The organism is Janthinobacterium sp. CG_23.4, assembly GCF_029892305.1.
Lineage (GTDB): Bacteria > Pseudomonadota > Gammaproteobacteria > Burkholderiales > Burkholderiaceae_D > Janthinobacterium > Janthinobacterium lividum_D.
The window spans coordinates 2,639,398-2,656,451 of the sequence record NZ_JARXUX010000001.1; the positions used below are offsets into that span (position 1 = coordinate 2,639,398).

Below are 17,054 nucleotides of genomic sequence, written 5' to 3' on the forward strand. Positions count from 1 at the left end.
AACCCCGTCCCGGAGTTTTCATGCACGACACGTCACACAAGGCCCCCGTGTGGGCCATGCGCTACCTGCTATTTATTGCCGGCATGGGAGGCTTGTTGTATGGCATAGACATCGGCATCATCGCCGGCGCCCTGCCTTACCTGGAATCGACGGCCTCGGTGGCCTGGAAACTGACGGCCCAGCAGCTGAGCTTTATCGTCGCCGCCGTGCTATTGGGTTCAGTCCTTTCTTCCCTGTTCGCCGGCGCCCTGGCCGATATGCTGGGCAGGCGCTGGGTGATGTTCCTCGCTGGTGCCTTGTTCAGCGCCAGCATCCCGCTGATCGCCCTGGCCGACGGCTACACGCCGCTGCTGCTGGGTCGTCTGCTGCAAGGCATCAGCGGCGGCTTGATCGGCGTCGTCGTGCCGCTGTACCTGGCCGAATGCCTGCCCGCGCAACAGCGCGGACGCGGCGCCGCCCTGTTCCAGCTGCTGCTGACCATCGGCCTGGTGGCCGCTGCCCTGATCGGCCTGCAGCAGGCACAGACGGTGGAGACGGCCACGCAAGCGGCGCAAGCCTTGCCCGAAGCGGGCCGCAGCGCCGCCATCTTCACGGCCAAGGACCACGCTTGGCGCAGCATCTTCTGGGTCTGCCTGACGCCTGGCCTGGTATTTACCATCGGCGCCATGCTGCTGGCAGAATCGCCACGCTGGCTGGCACAACGCGGCCGCATCGCACAGGCGCGCGACTCGCTGCTGCGCACGCGCCTGCCCGCTGCTGCCGACCTGGAACTGGGCGACATGCTCGCTACGCCCGAAAATGCGGCCAAGACGAGCGGCAAGGACAAGCCCAAGGAGGCGCTGCTGAGCCGTCGCTACATGCTGCCCTTCCTGCTCGCTTGCCTGATCCTCGCCTGCACCCAGGCGACGGGCATCAATTCCATCCTCGCCTATGTCGTCAATATTCTTAACCAGGCAGGCTTGTCCGGTGCCTCGGCCAACATGGCGGACGTGCTGCTAAAGGTGTTGAATGCCGTGATGACGGTGGTGGCGGTGCTGCTAGTCGACCGCAAGGGCCGAAAATTCCTGCTGATGCTGGGCACGGGCGGCATCGTCGTCTCGCTGCTGGCGGCCGGTTTGCTGTTTCGCGGCGCCGAAGCGCACCTGGCTGACGTGCGCCCGGCCATCGCCGCGCAAGCGCAAGCGGATGCTCTTACGCTGCACCTGGACAGCGCCACCCTGCAAGCGCTGGGCGCGGCGGCTGACGGCACGCCGCAGCAGCTGACCATCGCCTACGCCTATGGCCCGTTCAGCAACGTGAAAAGCCTGCGCAGCGACGACCCGGTGCTGCGCCAGGTCAGCATCGCCCGCGCGGACGCCGTGCAGCCTGACAGCGTGATCGGCGTGTTTTTCCGCAAACTGCACCTGAACCCATTCGCCGACCCGGCCGCCGGACGCGAAGCGCCGCTGCGCATCGAGAAGGCCAGCCTGGGCCCAGTGCCCTCGTCCACGCATGGCTGGCTGGTGGCCGTTGCCATCTGCGTATTTGTCTCCAGCTTTGCCGTGGGACCGGGCGTGTGCGTCTGGCTGGCCCTGTCCGAGCTGATGCCTACCCGCATCCGCTCGAACGGCATGAGCATCGCCCTGCTGGTAAACCAGTTCGTCTCGACGGTGATCGCCGCCATCTTCCTGCCGACGGTAGGCTTGCATGGCTACTCGACGCTGTTCTTCTTTGGCGCCGGCTGCACGGTGCTGTATTTCCTGGCGGCAGCATTTTTATTACCCGAGACGAAGGGCAAGACACTGGAAGAAATAGAAGCGCACTTCGCCAGGTAGCCGCCTGCCTTATTGTGCAGGTGCAGCATCGCGGGGCTTTTTAAGCTGCCGGACAAGTTTGCAGACCGATGCGCACGGCACTGTAGAGTTTTTCTTCTGGAAAAACCACCGGCTGGGCTAAAATCTGGCTGCGCCGTGCTACTTACGGGGCGGCAATGGCGCCATGACAAAGATTACCAGGAGAAAAAGTGAGCTTATTTAGAACCAAAAATTTGGATGACATGATCGCCCACAGCAAGAAACCGGGAGGATTGGCGAAAGTGCTTGGGCCCTTCGATCTGGTGCTCATGGGCATAGGTGCCATTGTCGGTACCGGCATTTTCGTGCTCACCGGCACCGGCGCGCTGACCGCCGGCCCCGCCCTGTCGCTCTCGTTTGTCGTCGCTGCCGTCGCCTGCTGCTTCGCCGCCCTGTGCTATGCCGAATTCGCCTCCACCGTGCCGGTGGCCGGCTCCATTTACACTTACAGCTATGCCACCCTGGGTGAGCTGGCCGCCTGGATGATAGGCTGGGACTTGCTGCTCGAGTACGGCCTGGCCGAAGCCGCCGTTTCCGTCGGCTGGTCTGGCTACTTCCAGTCACTGCTGGCGGGCTTTGGCATCACCCTGCCTGCAGCCCTGACGGCCGCGCCAGGCGCCCTGCCCGGCGTGACCACCTTTATCAACCTGCCAGCCCTGGTCATCATGCTGCTGCTGACGGCCATGCTGGGATGGGGCGTGCGCGAATCGGCGCGCCTGAACAACATCATGGTCGCCATCAAGGTAGGCGTGGTGCTGCTGTTCATCATTTTCGGTGCGCGCCACGTACAACCGGCCAACTGGCAGCCCTATATGCCATTCGGCTACCACGGCATGCTGAGCGCAGCGGCCCTCGTGTTCTTCGCCTTCATCGGCTTTGACGCCGTTACCTCGGCCGCCGAGGAAGTCAAGAAGCCATCGCGCGACTTACCGATCGGCATTATCGGTTCCCTGGCCGTGTGCGCCGTACTGTACGTGGTGGTGTCAGCCATCATGACGGGCATCGTGCCATATCAAAAATTCCTCGGCGTCGACCATCCCGTCTCGCTGGCCCTGCAGTATGCGGGCGAAAACTGGATCGCCGGCTTCGTCGACCTGGGCGCCATTCTCGGCATGACTACCGTGATCCTGGTGATGGCCTTCGGCCAGACGCGCATCATCTTCGCCATGTCGCGCGACGGTTTGCTGCCCAAGCGCCTGTCGAGCGTGCATCCGCGCTTCCACACGCCGTTCTTCGCCACCTGGCTGGTCGGCATCGTCTTCGGTCTGATCGCTGCCGTGATCCCGCTCAACATCCTCGCCGAGCTGATCAACATTGGTACTTTGGCCGCCTTCACCATGGTGTCGATTGCCGTGGTGGTGCTACGCAAGAAGCGTCCCGACTTGCCGCGCGCCTTCCGCTGCCCTGGCGTACCGTATGTACCGGCGCTGGCAGTGATACTGTGCGTGGGCCTGATGACTTTCCTCAGCTGGGTGACCTGGATGGCTTTCAGCATCTGGCTGGTGCTCGGCCTGGTCATCTATTTCAGCTACGCGCGCCGGCGCTCGCTGCTGCACCCGGCGCAGTAAAAAGTCCCTTGCAGCGACATATTGTGTCGCTGCGCCAGTTAAGATGGCGGTCTCGCAACCTGTGCAGGCCGCCATCCATGCAACCTTCCCCCGACCTCATCGCCCAGCTCGAGCAGAGCACGGACCAGCTCAAGCGCGCGCGCCTGCGCAACATGCAAGGGCTGGCCGTCGGCTTGCTGCTACTCGCCGCCCTGGTGTTTGCCGTCGCCCGCTCGCAGCGCGGCGGCCATCCCGCCTGGGGCTATGTGGAAGCATTCGCCGAAGCGGCTATGGTGGGGGCGATTGCCGACTGGTTCGCCGTCGTCGCCCTGTTCCGCCACCCGCTGGGCATCCCGCTGTGGCATACGGCCATCATTCCCAATAGCAAGACGGACATCGGCCGCAGCCTGGGCGCCTTCGTGGAGAACCATTTCATTACCGAGCAAGGCATCGCCGAGCGCATCGTGCAAGCCGATCCCGCCGCGCGCCTGGGTGACTGGCTGGCGCAGCCTGCGCACGCGCAGCAGTTCGCTAGCGCCAGCGCCGGCCTCGCCAGGCAGTTGCTGGCGATGGCCGACCACGACACCGTGGGCCGGCTGCTGCGTGAACAGGCCAGCAGCTACCTGGGCCAATTGAACCTATCGCAAGTGGCAGCCGACTGCATCGACGCGCTGATCGCCGACGGCAAGCCGCAGGAGCTGCTGGACTTTTTGCTTGACCGCAGTGCCGCCTACCTGGACGATGAGCGCCACCACGCCGCCATCGGCGACTTCGTGCTGGGCGCCTTCCAGATCGAAAACGCGCTGGTGAAAAAAGCCTTGAAAGCGTATGAGCCGCGCATGCTCGCCTCGCTGCAAAAGCTTGCCGTCGCCGTGCGCGTCGATCCGCAACACCCGCTGCGCCAGCGCATCGCCGGCTGGATCGCCGACAGCGCACTGCACCTGAAGGCCGATCCGCACTGGCAAGTGACGCTGCGCCGCTACCAATTGCAGCTGATCGCCAGCGACACGCTGCAAGCCACGCTGGGCACGCTGTGGGAGCATATCCGCACACGCCTGCTGGCCGACCTGCACGCCGAGCAGCCCGTGCTGGCGCAGGCAATCGCCAGCCTGGCGCGCAAGACGGGCCTACTGCTGGGCGCGGATGCGGCTGCACGGCAATGGCTGAACGACGCCATCGTCACCGGCAGCGGCGCTCTCGTGCGCCACTACCGGGGCGAAGTGGGCGCCTTCATCGCCGGCCGGCTGGACCTGTGGAGCAAGGAAGAAATGAGCGAGCGCATCGAACTGGCCATCGGACGCGACCTGCAATTCATCCGCATCAACGGCACCATCGTGGGCGGCCTGGCCGGCCTGCTAATTTACGCCCTCAGCCATGCCTTTTAAACGCTATTTGTCCGTACGGCACCTCACGGCGCTCCGCCGGCGCGATCCGACACGGCCACACGCGCTGCAGCACTGGCATGCATGGCATGGATCAGCAGCAGCAACTGCAGGCGGCTAAGGCGCCCCAGCTCGGGCCGCACATGCCACCACGCCGCACACGGTACTGAACAACATCGGCATGCCGGCGCACTCCATGGCCATGCAGGTCGCTGCCGGTATCAGCGCCAATAGCAGGACCAGGTAGGCGATCAGCTTCAGGCGCCGCACCGGTGAGCGCAACAGGCCCGCACCCGACTCTTGCGCCTCGCGCATCGAGCCAGACGGCCGCCGATCCCTGTACACAGCTTCGCTGCCCATTGTCGGTATTTTCCTACGCATGTCCGTTTCCTCCATCCAGCGTTACCCTACTGGCATGCCAGGTCGGACGCACCACGCGCGTGCCGCACTGCATCTTTGGAGTTTGGCGCATAAATTTATCAAATACAACAAATAAATCCACAAAAAATAGTTTTCCCTATCAATCAGCAAGCGACAGGCGCGAAAGATCTTCCCGGCCCCTCAGTGAAAGGGGCAGCTACACACTGCCATTTTCGTCAAGGCCTGCATTTTTTCTGTGTACAAAAAACCAAATATAATCATCATAATCGTAATATTTGTTTAAATCATTTTTATTTGATGTATGATCTCTTTTAGCGCAAAATCAAGGCATTACGCCAGCCATGTTTGCTGCGATCACCCGATATCTTTGCCTTCTGTGTAGGAGATAAGCCCATGCATAGCCTCTTGGCCTTGCGCCCGCTCGACGCCGCCGCCAGCACCGTCGATATTGGCAAACGCGAATGGAAAGCTGGCTTCATGCAAGCCGGCGCCTCACCACAGCAGGCCAAGAGCAATCTGCGCCCACGCGTCGAACCAGTCTGATTACAAGTTTGATTACAAGTTTGATTACTAGGCAAGCCTCGCATCTTTATGCATCACGCATCACTTGACAGGAGCAAACACATGGAAAACACCACGGCACGTGCCGCAGCAGAGAGCCAGCTGGCACAAGAGGGCGCCCGTGAATTGCTGGTCTTTGGCCTGAACAATGAGGAGTACGCGATTGACATCGGCCTGGTGCAGGAAATCCGCGGCTATAACGCCGTGACCCACATCGCCAATGCGCCGGCCTTGCTCAAGGGCTTCATCCACTTGCGCGGCAGCATCGTGCCGCTGATCGACCTGCGCATCGCGCTGGGCCAGGCCGAGCCCGTATATGACGCTTCAACGGTGGTGATCATCCTCATCTTCGCGCATGGTGCCAGCGGCATCGTCGTCGACCGCGTGGCCGATGTGGTGCAGCTGGCACCGGCACAGATCAAGCCCCCACCGCAACTGCACGGCTCGACGATAGCCGGCCATGTGACGGCCATCGGCAGCGTCGATGAACGCATGCTGATCGTGCTCGATATGGACAGCCTGCTGTCAGGCTTGGGCATGCAAGCCCTGGGCAAACTGGCGGCGTGAGCCAGCCAGCCCATTCTGCACCGCCACCTGACCGACTTACGCCGGAGACCCCATGAGCATCCTGATCGTCGACGATAACGACACCAACCTGAACTTGCTATCGACATTGGCCCGTAAGGCCAGCAGCACCGAAGCCGTGTGCATGAGCGACCCTATCGATGCGCTGCACTGGTGCGAGTCGCACGTACCGGATCTGGTCTTGCTCGACTACCGCATGCCCAACCTGTCGGGCAACGAATTCCTCAGCATTTTCCGCAAGATGCAGGGCATGGCCGACATTCCCATCATCATGGTCACCACCGAGAATGACCGCGCCGTGCGCAAGCAAGCCTTTTCGCTCGGTGTCACGGAGTTTCTCACCAAGCCCGTCGACACCATAGAGTTCAGCCTGCGCGTGCGCAATCTGCTGGCCCTGCGCACGGCACAAACCATGCTGGCTGACCGCGCCAAGCTGCTCGAACATGAAGTCAGCGAGGCCATCGCCAATGTCACGGCGCGCGAAATGGAGCTGGTCACGCGCCTGGCACGGGCGGCCGAATTTCGCGACCCCGAAACAGGTGCGCACATCATGCGCATGGCGCGCTACTCGGCGCTGATCGCCCGAAACCTGGGCATGGATGCGCAGTGGCAGGAAATGCTGCTCAAGGCTGCGCCCATGCACGATGTGGGCAAGCTGGGCACGCCCGACCATATCCTGCGCAAGCCGGGGCGGCTGGACCCGGAGGAAATGGCCATCATGCGCCAGCACGCTGAGATCGGCGGCCATATCCTTGCCGGCAGCGATTCGCCACTGATCCAGCTGGCCGAGGAAATCGCCTGCGGCCACCACGAAAAATACGATGGCAGCGGCTACCCACGGGGCCTGGCGGGCGAACAGATACCGCTGTCGGCGCGCATCGTCGCCGTCGCCGACGTCTTCGATGCGCTCAGCTCGGAACGCCCATACAAGCGAGCCTGGCCAGTGGAGCAGGCGCGCCTGTTCCTGCAGCAAAACAAGGGCAGCCATTTCTGCCCACGGTGTACCGACGCCTTCCTGGTCGCCTGGGACGAGGTGCTTACTATCCGCAACAGCCTGCCCGACCCCATCGAGCACCACGCCCAATCACTGTAAGCGAGGAACCTGCCATGCGCGTGCAACAACTGATCTTGAAAAACCGTGCCGACATCGATGCCGTGCTGGCGCCCCTGGCCGCCATGCAGCCGCAGCTGGTGCTGGTCTTTGGCGCCTGCGCCTACTTCACCGGCCCCGAACTGACGGCGGCACTGCGCCGCCAGTTACCGGGCGCCGTCATCGCCGGCTGCTCCACGGCCGGCGAAATCGCCGGCAAGCGCGTCTACGACGACAGTTGCGTCATCACCGCCATCGACTTCAAACACACGACGGTGGCCATCGCCGACGCCATCATCTGCGACATGGCCGACTCGCATGACGCGGGCGAGCGCCTGGCCCAGGCGCTGCCGCAGGACGACCTGAAGGCGGTGTTCATGCTGGGCACCGGTGTGGCCATCAACGGCAGTGCGCTCATCGCCGGCCTGCAAGCGAATCTGCCACCGGGCGTGACCGTATCGGGCGGGCTGGCCGCCGACGGCGGCGCCTTCCGCCAGACCTGGACCCTGGGTCCGCGCGGTACAGCCGACAACACCATCGTCGCCGTCGGCCTGTACGGCGAGCATATCCGTCTCGGCTACGGCAGCCATGGCGGCTGGGAGGCGTTCGGCCCGGCGCGCAAGGTGACGCGCAGTGTCGACAACGTGCTGTATGGGCTCGACGGCGCGCGGGCGCTGGATATCTACAAGCTGTACCTGGGCGAGCATGCACGCGCCCTGCCCGGCTCGGGCCTGCTGTTCCCGTTTGAAATGCTCTCGGCCGCGCATGAAAAAAGCCAGGTCTTCCGCACCATCCTCGCCGTCGACGAAGAACAGGGTTCGCTGACCCTGGCCGGTGACATCCTCGCCGACGGCTACCTGAAATTGATGCATTCGAGTACCAACCGGCTCATCGACGGGGCCGAAATAGCCGCGCGCGGCGTCCAGTTGCATGCCGATGCGGTCGGCGATCAGTTGGCCCTGCTGGTCAGCTGCGTGGGGCGCAAGCTGGTCATGGGCGACCGGGTCGAAGAAGAAGTCGAAGCGGTCGCCGACTTGCTGGGCAACGGTGCCAGCCATATCGCCGGTTTTTACTCGAACGGTGAAATCGGCATCTCGCAACCGCATGGCGCGTGCCAGCTGCATAACCAGACGATGACCGTCACTGTCATGAGCGAAGCATGAACCGCACCCTGGCACGCCAATTGAACCGCGTTTGCGATATCGACTCGGACAGCGCCCGCATCGCCTTGCTGGCACAGGCCGAGGCCCTGGGCGCGCAAGCGGACATGCCGCGCGAACTGGCCGGCTTCCTGGCCGGCCTGCCGGCCCTGCTGCTGCGCATCGACAACGCTTACGAACAATACGAGCGCGACCTGGACTTGCGCTCGCGCAGCCTGGAACTGAGTTCGATGGAACTGAGTACGACGAATGACCTGCTGCGCACGGAACTGGCCAGCCGCAACCGCGTCCTGCAATTGCTGCGCGTGGCAGCCATGCGACTGCGCGACAACGACGATTCCGACCTGCACCTGCCGCAAGAAAGCGACATCGAGGGCCTCTCGGTGCTGCTCGCAGAGCTGGTGTCACAGCAGGAACTGCGCCGCATCGAACTGCAAAACCAGCGCTTTGCGATGGACCAGCATGCCATTGTCAGCATCACCGATACGGCCGGCGTCATCATTTACGTCAACGACAAGTTCTGCGCCATCAGCGGGTACACGCGCGAAGAACTGATCGGCAATACGCACCGCATGATCAATTCGCGCACGCATCCCAAGGCCTTCTTTACACAGTTGTGGAAAACTATCGCCGCGGGCCAGGTATGGCATGGCGAAATCTGCAACGACGCCAAGAACGGCGAGCAATATTGGGTGGACGCCACTATCGTGCCCTTCCTCGATGCCGCCGGCAAGCCCTATCAATACATCGCCATCCGCACGGACATCAGCGACAGCAAGCGCATGGCCGTGGCCATCGCGAAAAGCGAGCGCGAATACCGCAACGTCGTCAACAGCCTCAATGAAGTGGTCTTCCGCACCAACTTGAACGGCGCATGGACCTTCCTCAACCCCGCCTGGCACGCCATTACCGGTTTCAGCATCGCCGACAGCATCGGCAAGAATGTGCTGCAATTCATCGATATGCGCGACCGCGACCGCGCCGCAGCCGGACTGTCCCAGCTGCTCAATGGCGAGATGGAGAGCATGCGCCATGAAGCGCGCTACATCAACGAGGACGGTAATGTGCGCTGGATCGACGTCTGCGCGCGCGCCGAACGCGATGGCCAGGGGCGGCTGGCCGGCGTCACCGGCAGCCTGACCGACATCACCGAGCGGCGCCTGGCGACGCGCGAGCTGCGCCACAACCTCAACTTTGTCGATGCGCTGATCGAAACCATTCCGATTCCCCTGTGCCTGAAAGATGGTCAGGGCCGCTACCTGCGCGCCAACCGCGCCTTTTGCGCCTTCTTCCAGCTAGACAAAACAGACATTCTGCACAAGACGGCAGCCGACATCTTGCCGCAGCAAGAAGCGCAGCAGGTGGCGCAACAAGACCTGCGCCTGATGCTCGACAAGGGCAATCAGACCTATGAAGAGCGCATGACCGTCGGTGGGCGCCAGGTCGATGTACTGATCAGCAAGGCGGCCCTGCTGAAGTCCGACGGCAGCCTGCAGGGCCTGGTGGGCACCATCGTCGACATTTCCAGCCAAAAGGCGGCTGAGCGGGCGCTGCTGCTGGCCAAGGAAGTGGCCGAATCAGCGAGCCGCTCAAAAAGTGAATTCCTGGCCAACATGAGCCACGAAATCCGTACGCCGATGAACGGCATCCTGGGCATGACGGACCTGGTTCTCGATTCGGAACTCGATATCCACCAGCGCAAATACCTGGAGATCGTCAAGGCTTCGGCCGACGCCCTGCTGGGTATCATCAACGATATCCTTGATTTCTCGAAGATCGAAGCGGGCATGCTGACCCTGGAAAGCATACCCTTCAACCTGCGCCAACTGATGCAGGAAAGCATGCGCGCCCTCGCCGTGCGGGCCCAGGTCAGCGGTCTGGAACTGGTGCTCGACGTTGACCCCGCGCTGCCGCAAACCTTGCTCGGCGACCCTGGCCGGCTACGCCAGGTACTGACCAACCTGGCGGGCAACGCCATCAAGTTCACGCCGCACGGCGAGGTCACTGTCAGTGCCCGGCTGGGCGCCTGCGACGACGGTAAAGCCCAAGTGCAGCTGTGCGTGCGCGATACCGGCATCGGCATCGCCGCCGACATGCAAGAAGCCGTCTTCGACGCCTTCCAGCAGGAAGACGGCTCGACCACGCGGCGCTTCGGCGGCACGGGACTGGGCCTGTCGATCACGCGCCGGCTGGTGAGCATGATGGGCGGCAGCATCGGCCTGTCGAGCGAATTGGGCAAGGGCAGCAGCTTCACGGTGGACCTGGCCCTGAACATCGGCGAGGACCAGCCTTGCCTGACGCCACCGGACGCCTCGCTGACGGGGCGGACGCTCCTGCTGATCGACGACAATTCCAGCAGCCTGAGTATCCTGCGCCAGATCTTTGAAGGCAGCGGCGCCGCCGTTACCGCCTGTACATCGGGCGAGGCAGCGCTCGAGCATTGCCGCAGCGCGCTACCGGTCGACTGCATCATCATGGACTTTGCCATGCCCGGCATGAATGGCTTCGGTACGGCATCGGCCCTGGCCGCACTGCCGCACTGGAGCGAGGTACCCATCGTCATGCTATCGTCCAGCGGCAACCTGGCCGACGCGGCGCGCTGCCGCGAACTGGGCATCGAGGGCTATCTGCTCAAGCCGGCCAGCCCCGAGGAATTACTCGCCATCACGATGAGCGTGCTGGGTACCTGCCGCGGCGCGCCCAGCGCTACGCCCGCTGTAACGCAGCATGGCGTGCGCGAAGGTACACCCAGCCTGGACATCCTGCTGGTCGAAGACAATGCCATGAACCGCGAACTGGCCACCGTGCTGCTGTCGCATGCGGGCCACCGGGTCACGCATGCGGCGAATGGCCAGCAAGCACTCGACTGCCAGGCCAGCGGCCATTTCGACATGATATTGATGGACTTGCAGATGCCGGAGATGGGCGGCTTCGAAGCCACCGCGCAGATACGCCAGCGCGAAGCGCAAGGCATGGCGCGCAGCGTCATCATCGCCATGACGGCCAGCGCCTTCGAAGGCGACCGCGAACGCTGCATCGCCGGCGGCATGGACGACTACCTGTCCAAGCCTTTCCGCACCGCTGCCTTCCAAAGCCTGATCGAGCAGCATGTGTTGCAAATCAGCAAGCCCGCACTCGCGCCCGCCATGACGCCAGCCGAGCCCTTGGTCGTGACGCCAAGCGACAGCGCGCCACGCTTCGACTACGGTGCCGCGCTGGCCAATGCCGATGCCGAAGTGATCGGCATCATCGGCGCTTCCTTCCTCGCCGACTTGCCGCAGCAACTGGCCGCCTTGCGCGCAGCACTGCAAGCGGGCGACCGGCCCACCGCGAGCCGGCAGGCACATACCCTGGCCGGCTTGCTGGCCAACTTCCATGCCATCCCCGCCGTCGCCATCGCCGCAGCCATCGAGCGCGAAGCGGCAAAGGCGCCACAAACGACGTTGCTGGCGCGCCTAGATGCGTTTGAGGAGCAGTTACGCCTATTCATGCAGCAAACGGGCACGGCCATCCAGACGGCAAGCAAGCTATGGCACGCATCCGGGCAAACTTGATGTAGATCATAATTTTTTGAACAAGCTCTTGCTATCCTGCAAATAAATGACAGGAGTCCTGGATGAGCAAGACACAGATGGCAAACGTGGGGCAAAAAATTGACTATGAGCGCCAGGGCAGTGCCTGGCAAGGCGCAGCGGGGGCCTGCTATCCGGAGAGTGCGCCGGAAGGCGCCAATCTGGACCTGCTGCTGAACGCTTGGCTGGGCAAGTTCACGGGCACCATTTCGCCAGCCGCGCTGGGCAATGCCTATGCCGACTGGCTCAGCCACCTGGCGCTGGCGCCATCTAAGCAGCAAGCCCTGTTGCAGGAAGCGTGGAAGAACATCGGCCGCTGGCAGCAGTACGCGTTGCAATCCGCGCTGCAATTGGCCCAGGCCGGCAGCGCCAGCGCACCGCCGTGCATCGCGCCGCTGCCGCAAGACCGGCGCTTCGAAGACCCGGCCTGGCAGCGCTGGCCGTACAACCTGCTCTACCAGGGCTTCTTGCTGCAGCAGCAATGGTGGCACCGCGCCACCACGGGCGTGCGCGGCGTCTCGCCGCACCACGCCGATGTCGTCACGTTCACCGTGCGCCAGTGGCTCGACATGCTGGCACCGTCGAACTTCATGCTGACCAATCCCGTGGTGCAGCAGGCCACGCTGGCAAGCGGCGGCGCCAACCTGGCCAACGGCGCACAGCACCTGGCCCAAGACTGGTGCCGCGCCGCCATGGGAGCGCATGCGCCCGACCAGCGCCACTATAAGGCAGGCGACAACGTGGCCGTCACGCCGGGCAAGGTGGTCTACCGCAATGCGCTGATCGAGCTGCTGCAATACGCGCCGGCGACAGAGCGCGTGCATGCCAAACCCCTGCTATTCGTGCCGGCCTGGATCATGAAGTACTACATACTCGACCTGTCGCCACACAACTCGCTGGTGCGCTACCTGGTGGAGCAGGGCTACACAGTGTTCATGATTTCATGGAAAAATCCGCGCGAAGAAGACCGCGAGCTGTCGCTGGAAGACTACCGCCAGTTGGGCGTGATGGAAGCGCTCGACGCCGTTTCGCGCATCACGGGCGCGCCGCAGGTGCACGCGGCCGGCTACTGCCTGGGCGGCACCCTGCTGGCGATTGCCGCCGCAAGCATGGCGCGCGACGGCGACGCGCGCCTGGCCAGCCTCACCATGCTCGCCTCGCAGGTGGACTTCAAGGAACCGGGCGAACTGTCGCTATTCATCGACGAGAGCCAGGTGAGCTTTCTCGAAGCGTCCATGTGGAAACAAGGTTACCTCGATACGCGGCAGATGGCGGGCGCCTTCCAGCTGTTGCGCTCAAACGACCTGATCTGGTCGCGCCGGCTGCGCCATTACCTGCTGGGCATCGAGGAGCAGGACAGCGACCTGATGGCTTGGAATGCGGACGCCACGCGCATGCCCTGCAACATGCATGCGCAATACCTGCGCCGTTTGTTCTTGCACAATGACCTGGCCGAAGGTCGCTACCGCACTGCAGGGCGCCACATCGCCCTGCCCGACATCGATGCGCCCATCTTTGCCGTCGGCACGCTGACGGACCACGTGGCGCCATGGCGCTCGGTCTACAAACTGCAGTTGCTGACCGATACGGACGTCACTTTCCTGCTGACCTCGGGCGGCCATAACGCGGGCGTGGTCTCGCCACCAGGCCAGACGCACCGCAGCTACCAATTGGCCACGCAGCGTCATGACGCGCCCTACCTCGACGCGGACAGCTGGCAACGCGACGTGCCGCGCCACGACGGCTCCTGGTGGCCCGCATGGCAAGCCTGGCTGGCAGAACGCTCGGGCACGCAGGTGGCGCCGCCGGCCATGGGCCCCGACCTGGCTGATGCGCCGGGCACGTATGTGCTGCAAACCTGATTACCGATACCTGACATCCGAGGAAAACACCATGCCCTACACTACCCTGCTGGTCCACGTAGACAATTCGCGCCACAGCGCCCAACGCATCCGCCTGGCCGTGCGCCTGGCCATCGCCGAAGGCGCCCACCTGATCGGCTCTGCCATGAGCGGCCTCTCGCGCTACGCGTACGGCGGCGGCGTCAACGCGCTGCAATTCGCGCCGGCGCAGATGCAGGTGCTGCGCACCCAGGCCAGCGAGGCCTTGCACGAGTTCGAACGCATCGCCTGCGAAGAGGGCCTCGGTAGCTACGAAACGCGCTTTGTCGACGATGATGCGCAAGGCGCGCTGCTGCTGCAGGCGCGCTATTGCGACTTGCTGATCCTGGGCCAGACCGACGCGCAAGATACGCCATCGCGCGTCATCGCCGGCACGCCCGAATACCTGATGCTCCATTGCGGCCGGCCTGTGCTGATGGTGCCGCATGCAGCCGATGCTGCGCCAGCGGGCGCCGCGCAGCATCCGCTGCTGGCCTGGAACGGCAGCGCCGAAGCGCTGCGCGCCATCACCGATGCACTGCCGCTGCTGCAAGGCGCGCAGCAGGTGACCCTGGCGGTCGTCAATTCGCATGCCCAGCCCGACGCGCATGGCGAGCAGCCGGGCGCTGACCTGGCCCTGTACCTGGCACGCCACGGCGTCAACGTCGAGGTACTGCAGCACGACACAGCGCCGGGCCAGGACGTGGGCACGGCCCTGCTGGCGATGGCGGCGCAGCGGCGCTGCGACCTGCTGGTGATGGGCTGCTATGGCCACATGCGGCTACGCGAAGCGCTGCTGGGCGGTGTCACGCGCAGCGTGCTGCAAGAGATGACCTTGCCGGTGCTGGTATCGCACTGACAAGGTCGGGCTAGCGTGGCTAACGTGGCGCGGGAAAGCGCAGCGTCACCACCAGGCCCGTGCCATCGGGCCCGGCGTCCAGCTGCACGCTGGCGCCATGCGTTTCGGCGATGCGCCGCACGATCGACAAACCCAGGCCGCTGCCTGGCTGGTGCGCACCAGCGGCGCGGAAAAAGCGTTCGAACACGCGCTCGCGCAAGTGCTCGGCGATGCCCGGTCCCGTGTCACTCACGCACAGCAGCACGCCATCGGCCTCGCTGCGGCAAGACAGCGCCAGCGTGCCACCGGCCGGGGTGTAGCGCATGGCATTGTCCATCAGGTTACGCGCCAGTATCAGGACATGGTCCTGCTGCAAACGACATGGCGCCGTAGCCAGGTCAGCCTGCAACAGCAACTCCTGGCGCTGCGCCTGCGCCATCCAGGCGGGCAGCTGTTCGGCCAGCACGACGGCCAGGTCCAGCACGGGCAGCTCGGGCGACGGCTGCGACTGCGGGTCGAGCCGGGACAGCGTCAGCAACTGTCCCACCAGGCGCGTGGCGCGGTCCACGCTCAGGCCCAGGCCCGTCACAGACTCGCTGCGTTGCGCATCGCTGCGGGCGCGCTGCAAGACCTGCAAGTTGGTCTTGATAGCGGCCAGTGGCGTGCGCAATTCATGCGCGGCATCTGCCGTGAAGCGCTGCTCTTGCTCGCGCGTCTGGCGCACGCGCACGAACAGGCGGTTGATCGCCTGCAGCAGCGGCTGCACCTCCATGGGCGCGCCCCTTACGCTGACGTTGGCGAGATCGTCGGGCGTGCGCAGTGCCACTTCATCGGCGCAGCGACGCAAGGCGCGAAACACGCGGTTGATGCTCCACCAGATGGCCAGCGCCGCCATGGCCGCCATGGGCAGTCCGATGGCCAGCAGTTTGAGGGCGAAACGGCTGCTGATTTCCTGGCGATGGCTGGCCGGTTCGGCCACCTGGATCTGCAATTTCCCGCTGTGATTCCAGCTCGTGTAGATACGCCATTGGCCGCCTGCGTTGCTGCGCCAGCTGTAGCCAATCTCGGCTGGCGCGGCGAACGCCTGGTCTGGCGCCCCAGCGTTCTTGTACAGCAGACGGCGCTGCGTATCCCACACCTGGAACAGCAGATACTGGCGATGGCTGCGGTTTTGCGCTACCGGTATCACCAGCGCCGCGCTCACGCCATGTTCCTGCACCTCGTGCTCGGCCAAAGCGAGCAGCAAATGCCCCGTCTCGGCCAGCGACTGGTCGAACAATTCCTGGCTTTCGCGCCCCGCTTCCAGATACACGATGATGGCGCTGAAGCCCCACAGAGTGAATGTCAATCCCAGCAGCACGACCAGCAGCGTGCGCCGCAGCGACCATGCGCCCGCGATACCTGGGATGGCGGGGATCATGGACGCGCCTGCGTATCTGGCATAGCGGGCATATCGGGCTTGTCGGGCTTGTCGGGCTTGTCGATACTGTAGCCGATGGCATGCACGGTGCGAATCAGCGCCTTGCCCAGCTTGCGCCGTAAATGGTGGATATGCACCTGCAGCGCATTGCTGTCGATTTCCTCGCCCCAGCTGTAGATACCCTCTTCGAGCTGCACACGGCTCAGTACGCGCCCGCGCTGCTCGACCAGCATCAGCAAGATGCCCAATTCCTTGCCCGTCAGCGGCACCGCCACGCCCGCCCGCAGCACTTGACGTGCCGCGACATCGATGACGATATCGCCATGCACGATTTCTTCGCGCGTACGCCCGGCAGCGCGGCGGCAGGCGCTGCGGATGCGCGCCGCAAGTTCATCGAGGTCGAAGGGCTTGACGATGAAATCGTCCGCGCCCGCGTCCAGGCCGGCGACCCGGTCGGCGATCTGGTCGCGCGCCGTGACGATCAAAATCGCCCCGTCGTAAGCGCTGCGGCGCAGCGCCGCCAGCACCTGCATGCCATCTTCGCCGGGCAAGCCCAGGTCGAGCAGCACGCAAGCGTAGCGATGCAGGCGCACCGCCGTGCGCGCGCTTTCGCCCGACTGCACCCAGTCGACCGCATAGCCGCCCTGCTCCAGCCCCATCTGCGTGGCCCGCCCCAGCTGGGGGTCGTCTTCCGTCAGCAATATGCGCATCGTTTATCTGTCCTGTCGGCTGTCTTGTCTGGAGTTCATATTGGCAGCTTAAGCGCGGGTTGTTAAGAACTTCTTAATATCTGCCGCCCACCATCA

Annotated in this window: 13 protein-coding genes; 10 read left to right on the forward strand and 3 right to left on the reverse strand. The window is 64.0% G+C overall.

All coding sequences use genetic code 11. The features are described 5' to 3' along the window. The first annotated feature begins 20 nt into the window (after positions 1–20). The 3 genes from H4V96_RS11835 to H4V96_RS11845 all read left to right on the forward strand — a co-directional run bounded on the left by H4V96_RS11835 (position 21) and on the right by H4V96_RS11845 (position 4,764). Complete coding sequence (locus H4V96_RS11835; protein WP_280720950.1) at positions 21–1,814, forward strand: MFS transporter; 1,794 nt, start codon at positions 21–23, stop codon at positions 1,812–1,814. 188 nt (positions 1,815–2,002) lie between these two features. Beyond that, positions 2,003–3,400 carry an amino acid permease gene (locus tag H4V96_RS11840; RefSeq protein ID WP_280720951.1) on the forward strand — a complete coding sequence of 466 codons (1,398 nt, stop codon included), beginning with the start codon at positions 2,003–2,005 and terminating at the stop codon, positions 3,398–3,400. A 77-nt stretch (positions 3,401–3,477) separates the two neighbouring features. Beyond that, the gene (locus H4V96_RS11845) at positions 3,478–4,764 is read left to right on the forward strand and encodes a DUF445 domain-containing protein (protein ID WP_196855124.1); all 1,287 of its coding nucleotides are present in this window, start codon (positions 3,478–3,480) and stop codon (positions 4,762–4,764) included. Between the two features lie 114 nt (positions 4,765–4,878). Here H4V96_RS11845 and H4V96_RS11850 read toward each other — a convergent pair whose 3' ends face one another. After that, complete coding sequence (locus tag H4V96_RS11850) at positions 4,879–5,142, reverse strand: hypothetical protein (RefSeq protein WP_196855123.1); 264 nt, start codon at positions 5,140–5,142, stop codon at positions 4,879–4,881. Positions 5,143–5,535: 393 nt separating this feature from the next. Here H4V96_RS11850 and H4V96_RS11855 point away from each other — a divergent pair, with 393 nt between their 5' ends. The 7 genes from H4V96_RS11855 (at position 5,536) to H4V96_RS11885 (ending at position 14,849) form a co-directional block, all read left to right on the forward strand. Beyond that, positions 5,536–5,685, forward strand: a complete 150-nt coding sequence (locus H4V96_RS11855) for a hypothetical protein (protein WP_196855122.1) — start codon at positions 5,536–5,538, stop codon at positions 5,683–5,685. An 81-nt stretch (positions 5,686–5,766) separates the two neighbouring features. Beyond that, positions 5,767–6,270 (forward strand): chemotaxis protein CheW, encoded by a 504-nt coding sequence (locus tag H4V96_RS11860; protein ID WP_196855121.1) that lies wholly within the window; start codon positions 5,767–5,769, stop codon positions 6,268–6,270. 52 nt (positions 6,271–6,322) lie between these two features. After that, on the forward strand, positions 6,323–7,381 hold the full coding sequence (locus H4V96_RS11865) for an HD domain-containing phosphohydrolase (protein WP_196855120.1): 1,059 nt from the start codon (positions 6,323–6,325) through the stop codon (positions 7,379–7,381). A 14-nt stretch (positions 7,382–7,395) separates the two neighbouring features. Further along, a complete protein-coding gene (locus tag H4V96_RS11870) occupies positions 7,396–8,541 on the forward strand; it encodes an FIST N-terminal domain-containing protein (RefSeq protein WP_196855119.1) in 1,146 nt (381 codons plus the stop codon). Further along, positions 8,538–12,092, forward strand: coding sequence for a PAS domain-containing hybrid sensor histidine kinase/response regulator (locus tag H4V96_RS11875; protein ID WP_196855118.1), 3,555 nt, complete (start codon positions 8,538–8,540; stop codon positions 12,090–12,092). The genes H4V96_RS11870 and H4V96_RS11875 overlap by 4 nt, the downstream gene beginning before the upstream one ends. A 62-nt stretch (positions 12,093–12,154) precedes the next feature. Further along, the gene (locus H4V96_RS11880; RefSeq protein ID WP_196855117.1) at positions 12,155–13,972 is read left to right on the forward strand and encodes an alpha/beta fold hydrolase; all 1,818 of its coding nucleotides are present in this window, start codon (positions 12,155–12,157) and stop codon (positions 13,970–13,972) included. 31 nt (positions 13,973–14,003) lie between these two features. Then, complete coding sequence (locus H4V96_RS11885; protein WP_196855116.1) at positions 14,004–14,849, forward strand: universal stress protein; 846 nt, start codon at positions 14,004–14,006, stop codon at positions 14,847–14,849. A gap of 19 nt (positions 14,850–14,868) precedes the next feature. Here H4V96_RS11885 and H4V96_RS11890 read toward each other — a convergent pair whose 3' ends face one another. After that, positions 14,869–16,248: an ATP-binding protein gene (locus H4V96_RS11890; protein WP_280720953.1), complete on the reverse strand. Its 1,380-nt coding sequence runs from the start codon at positions 16,246–16,248 to the stop codon at positions 14,869–14,871. Then, positions 16,245–16,958: a response regulator gene (locus tag H4V96_RS11895; RefSeq protein WP_280720954.1), complete on the reverse strand. Its 714-nt coding sequence runs from the start codon at positions 16,956–16,958 to the stop codon at positions 16,245–16,247. Before H4V96_RS11895 ends, H4V96_RS11890 begins: the two co-directional genes overlap by 4 nt. Positions 16,959–17,054 lie beyond the last annotated feature (96 nt).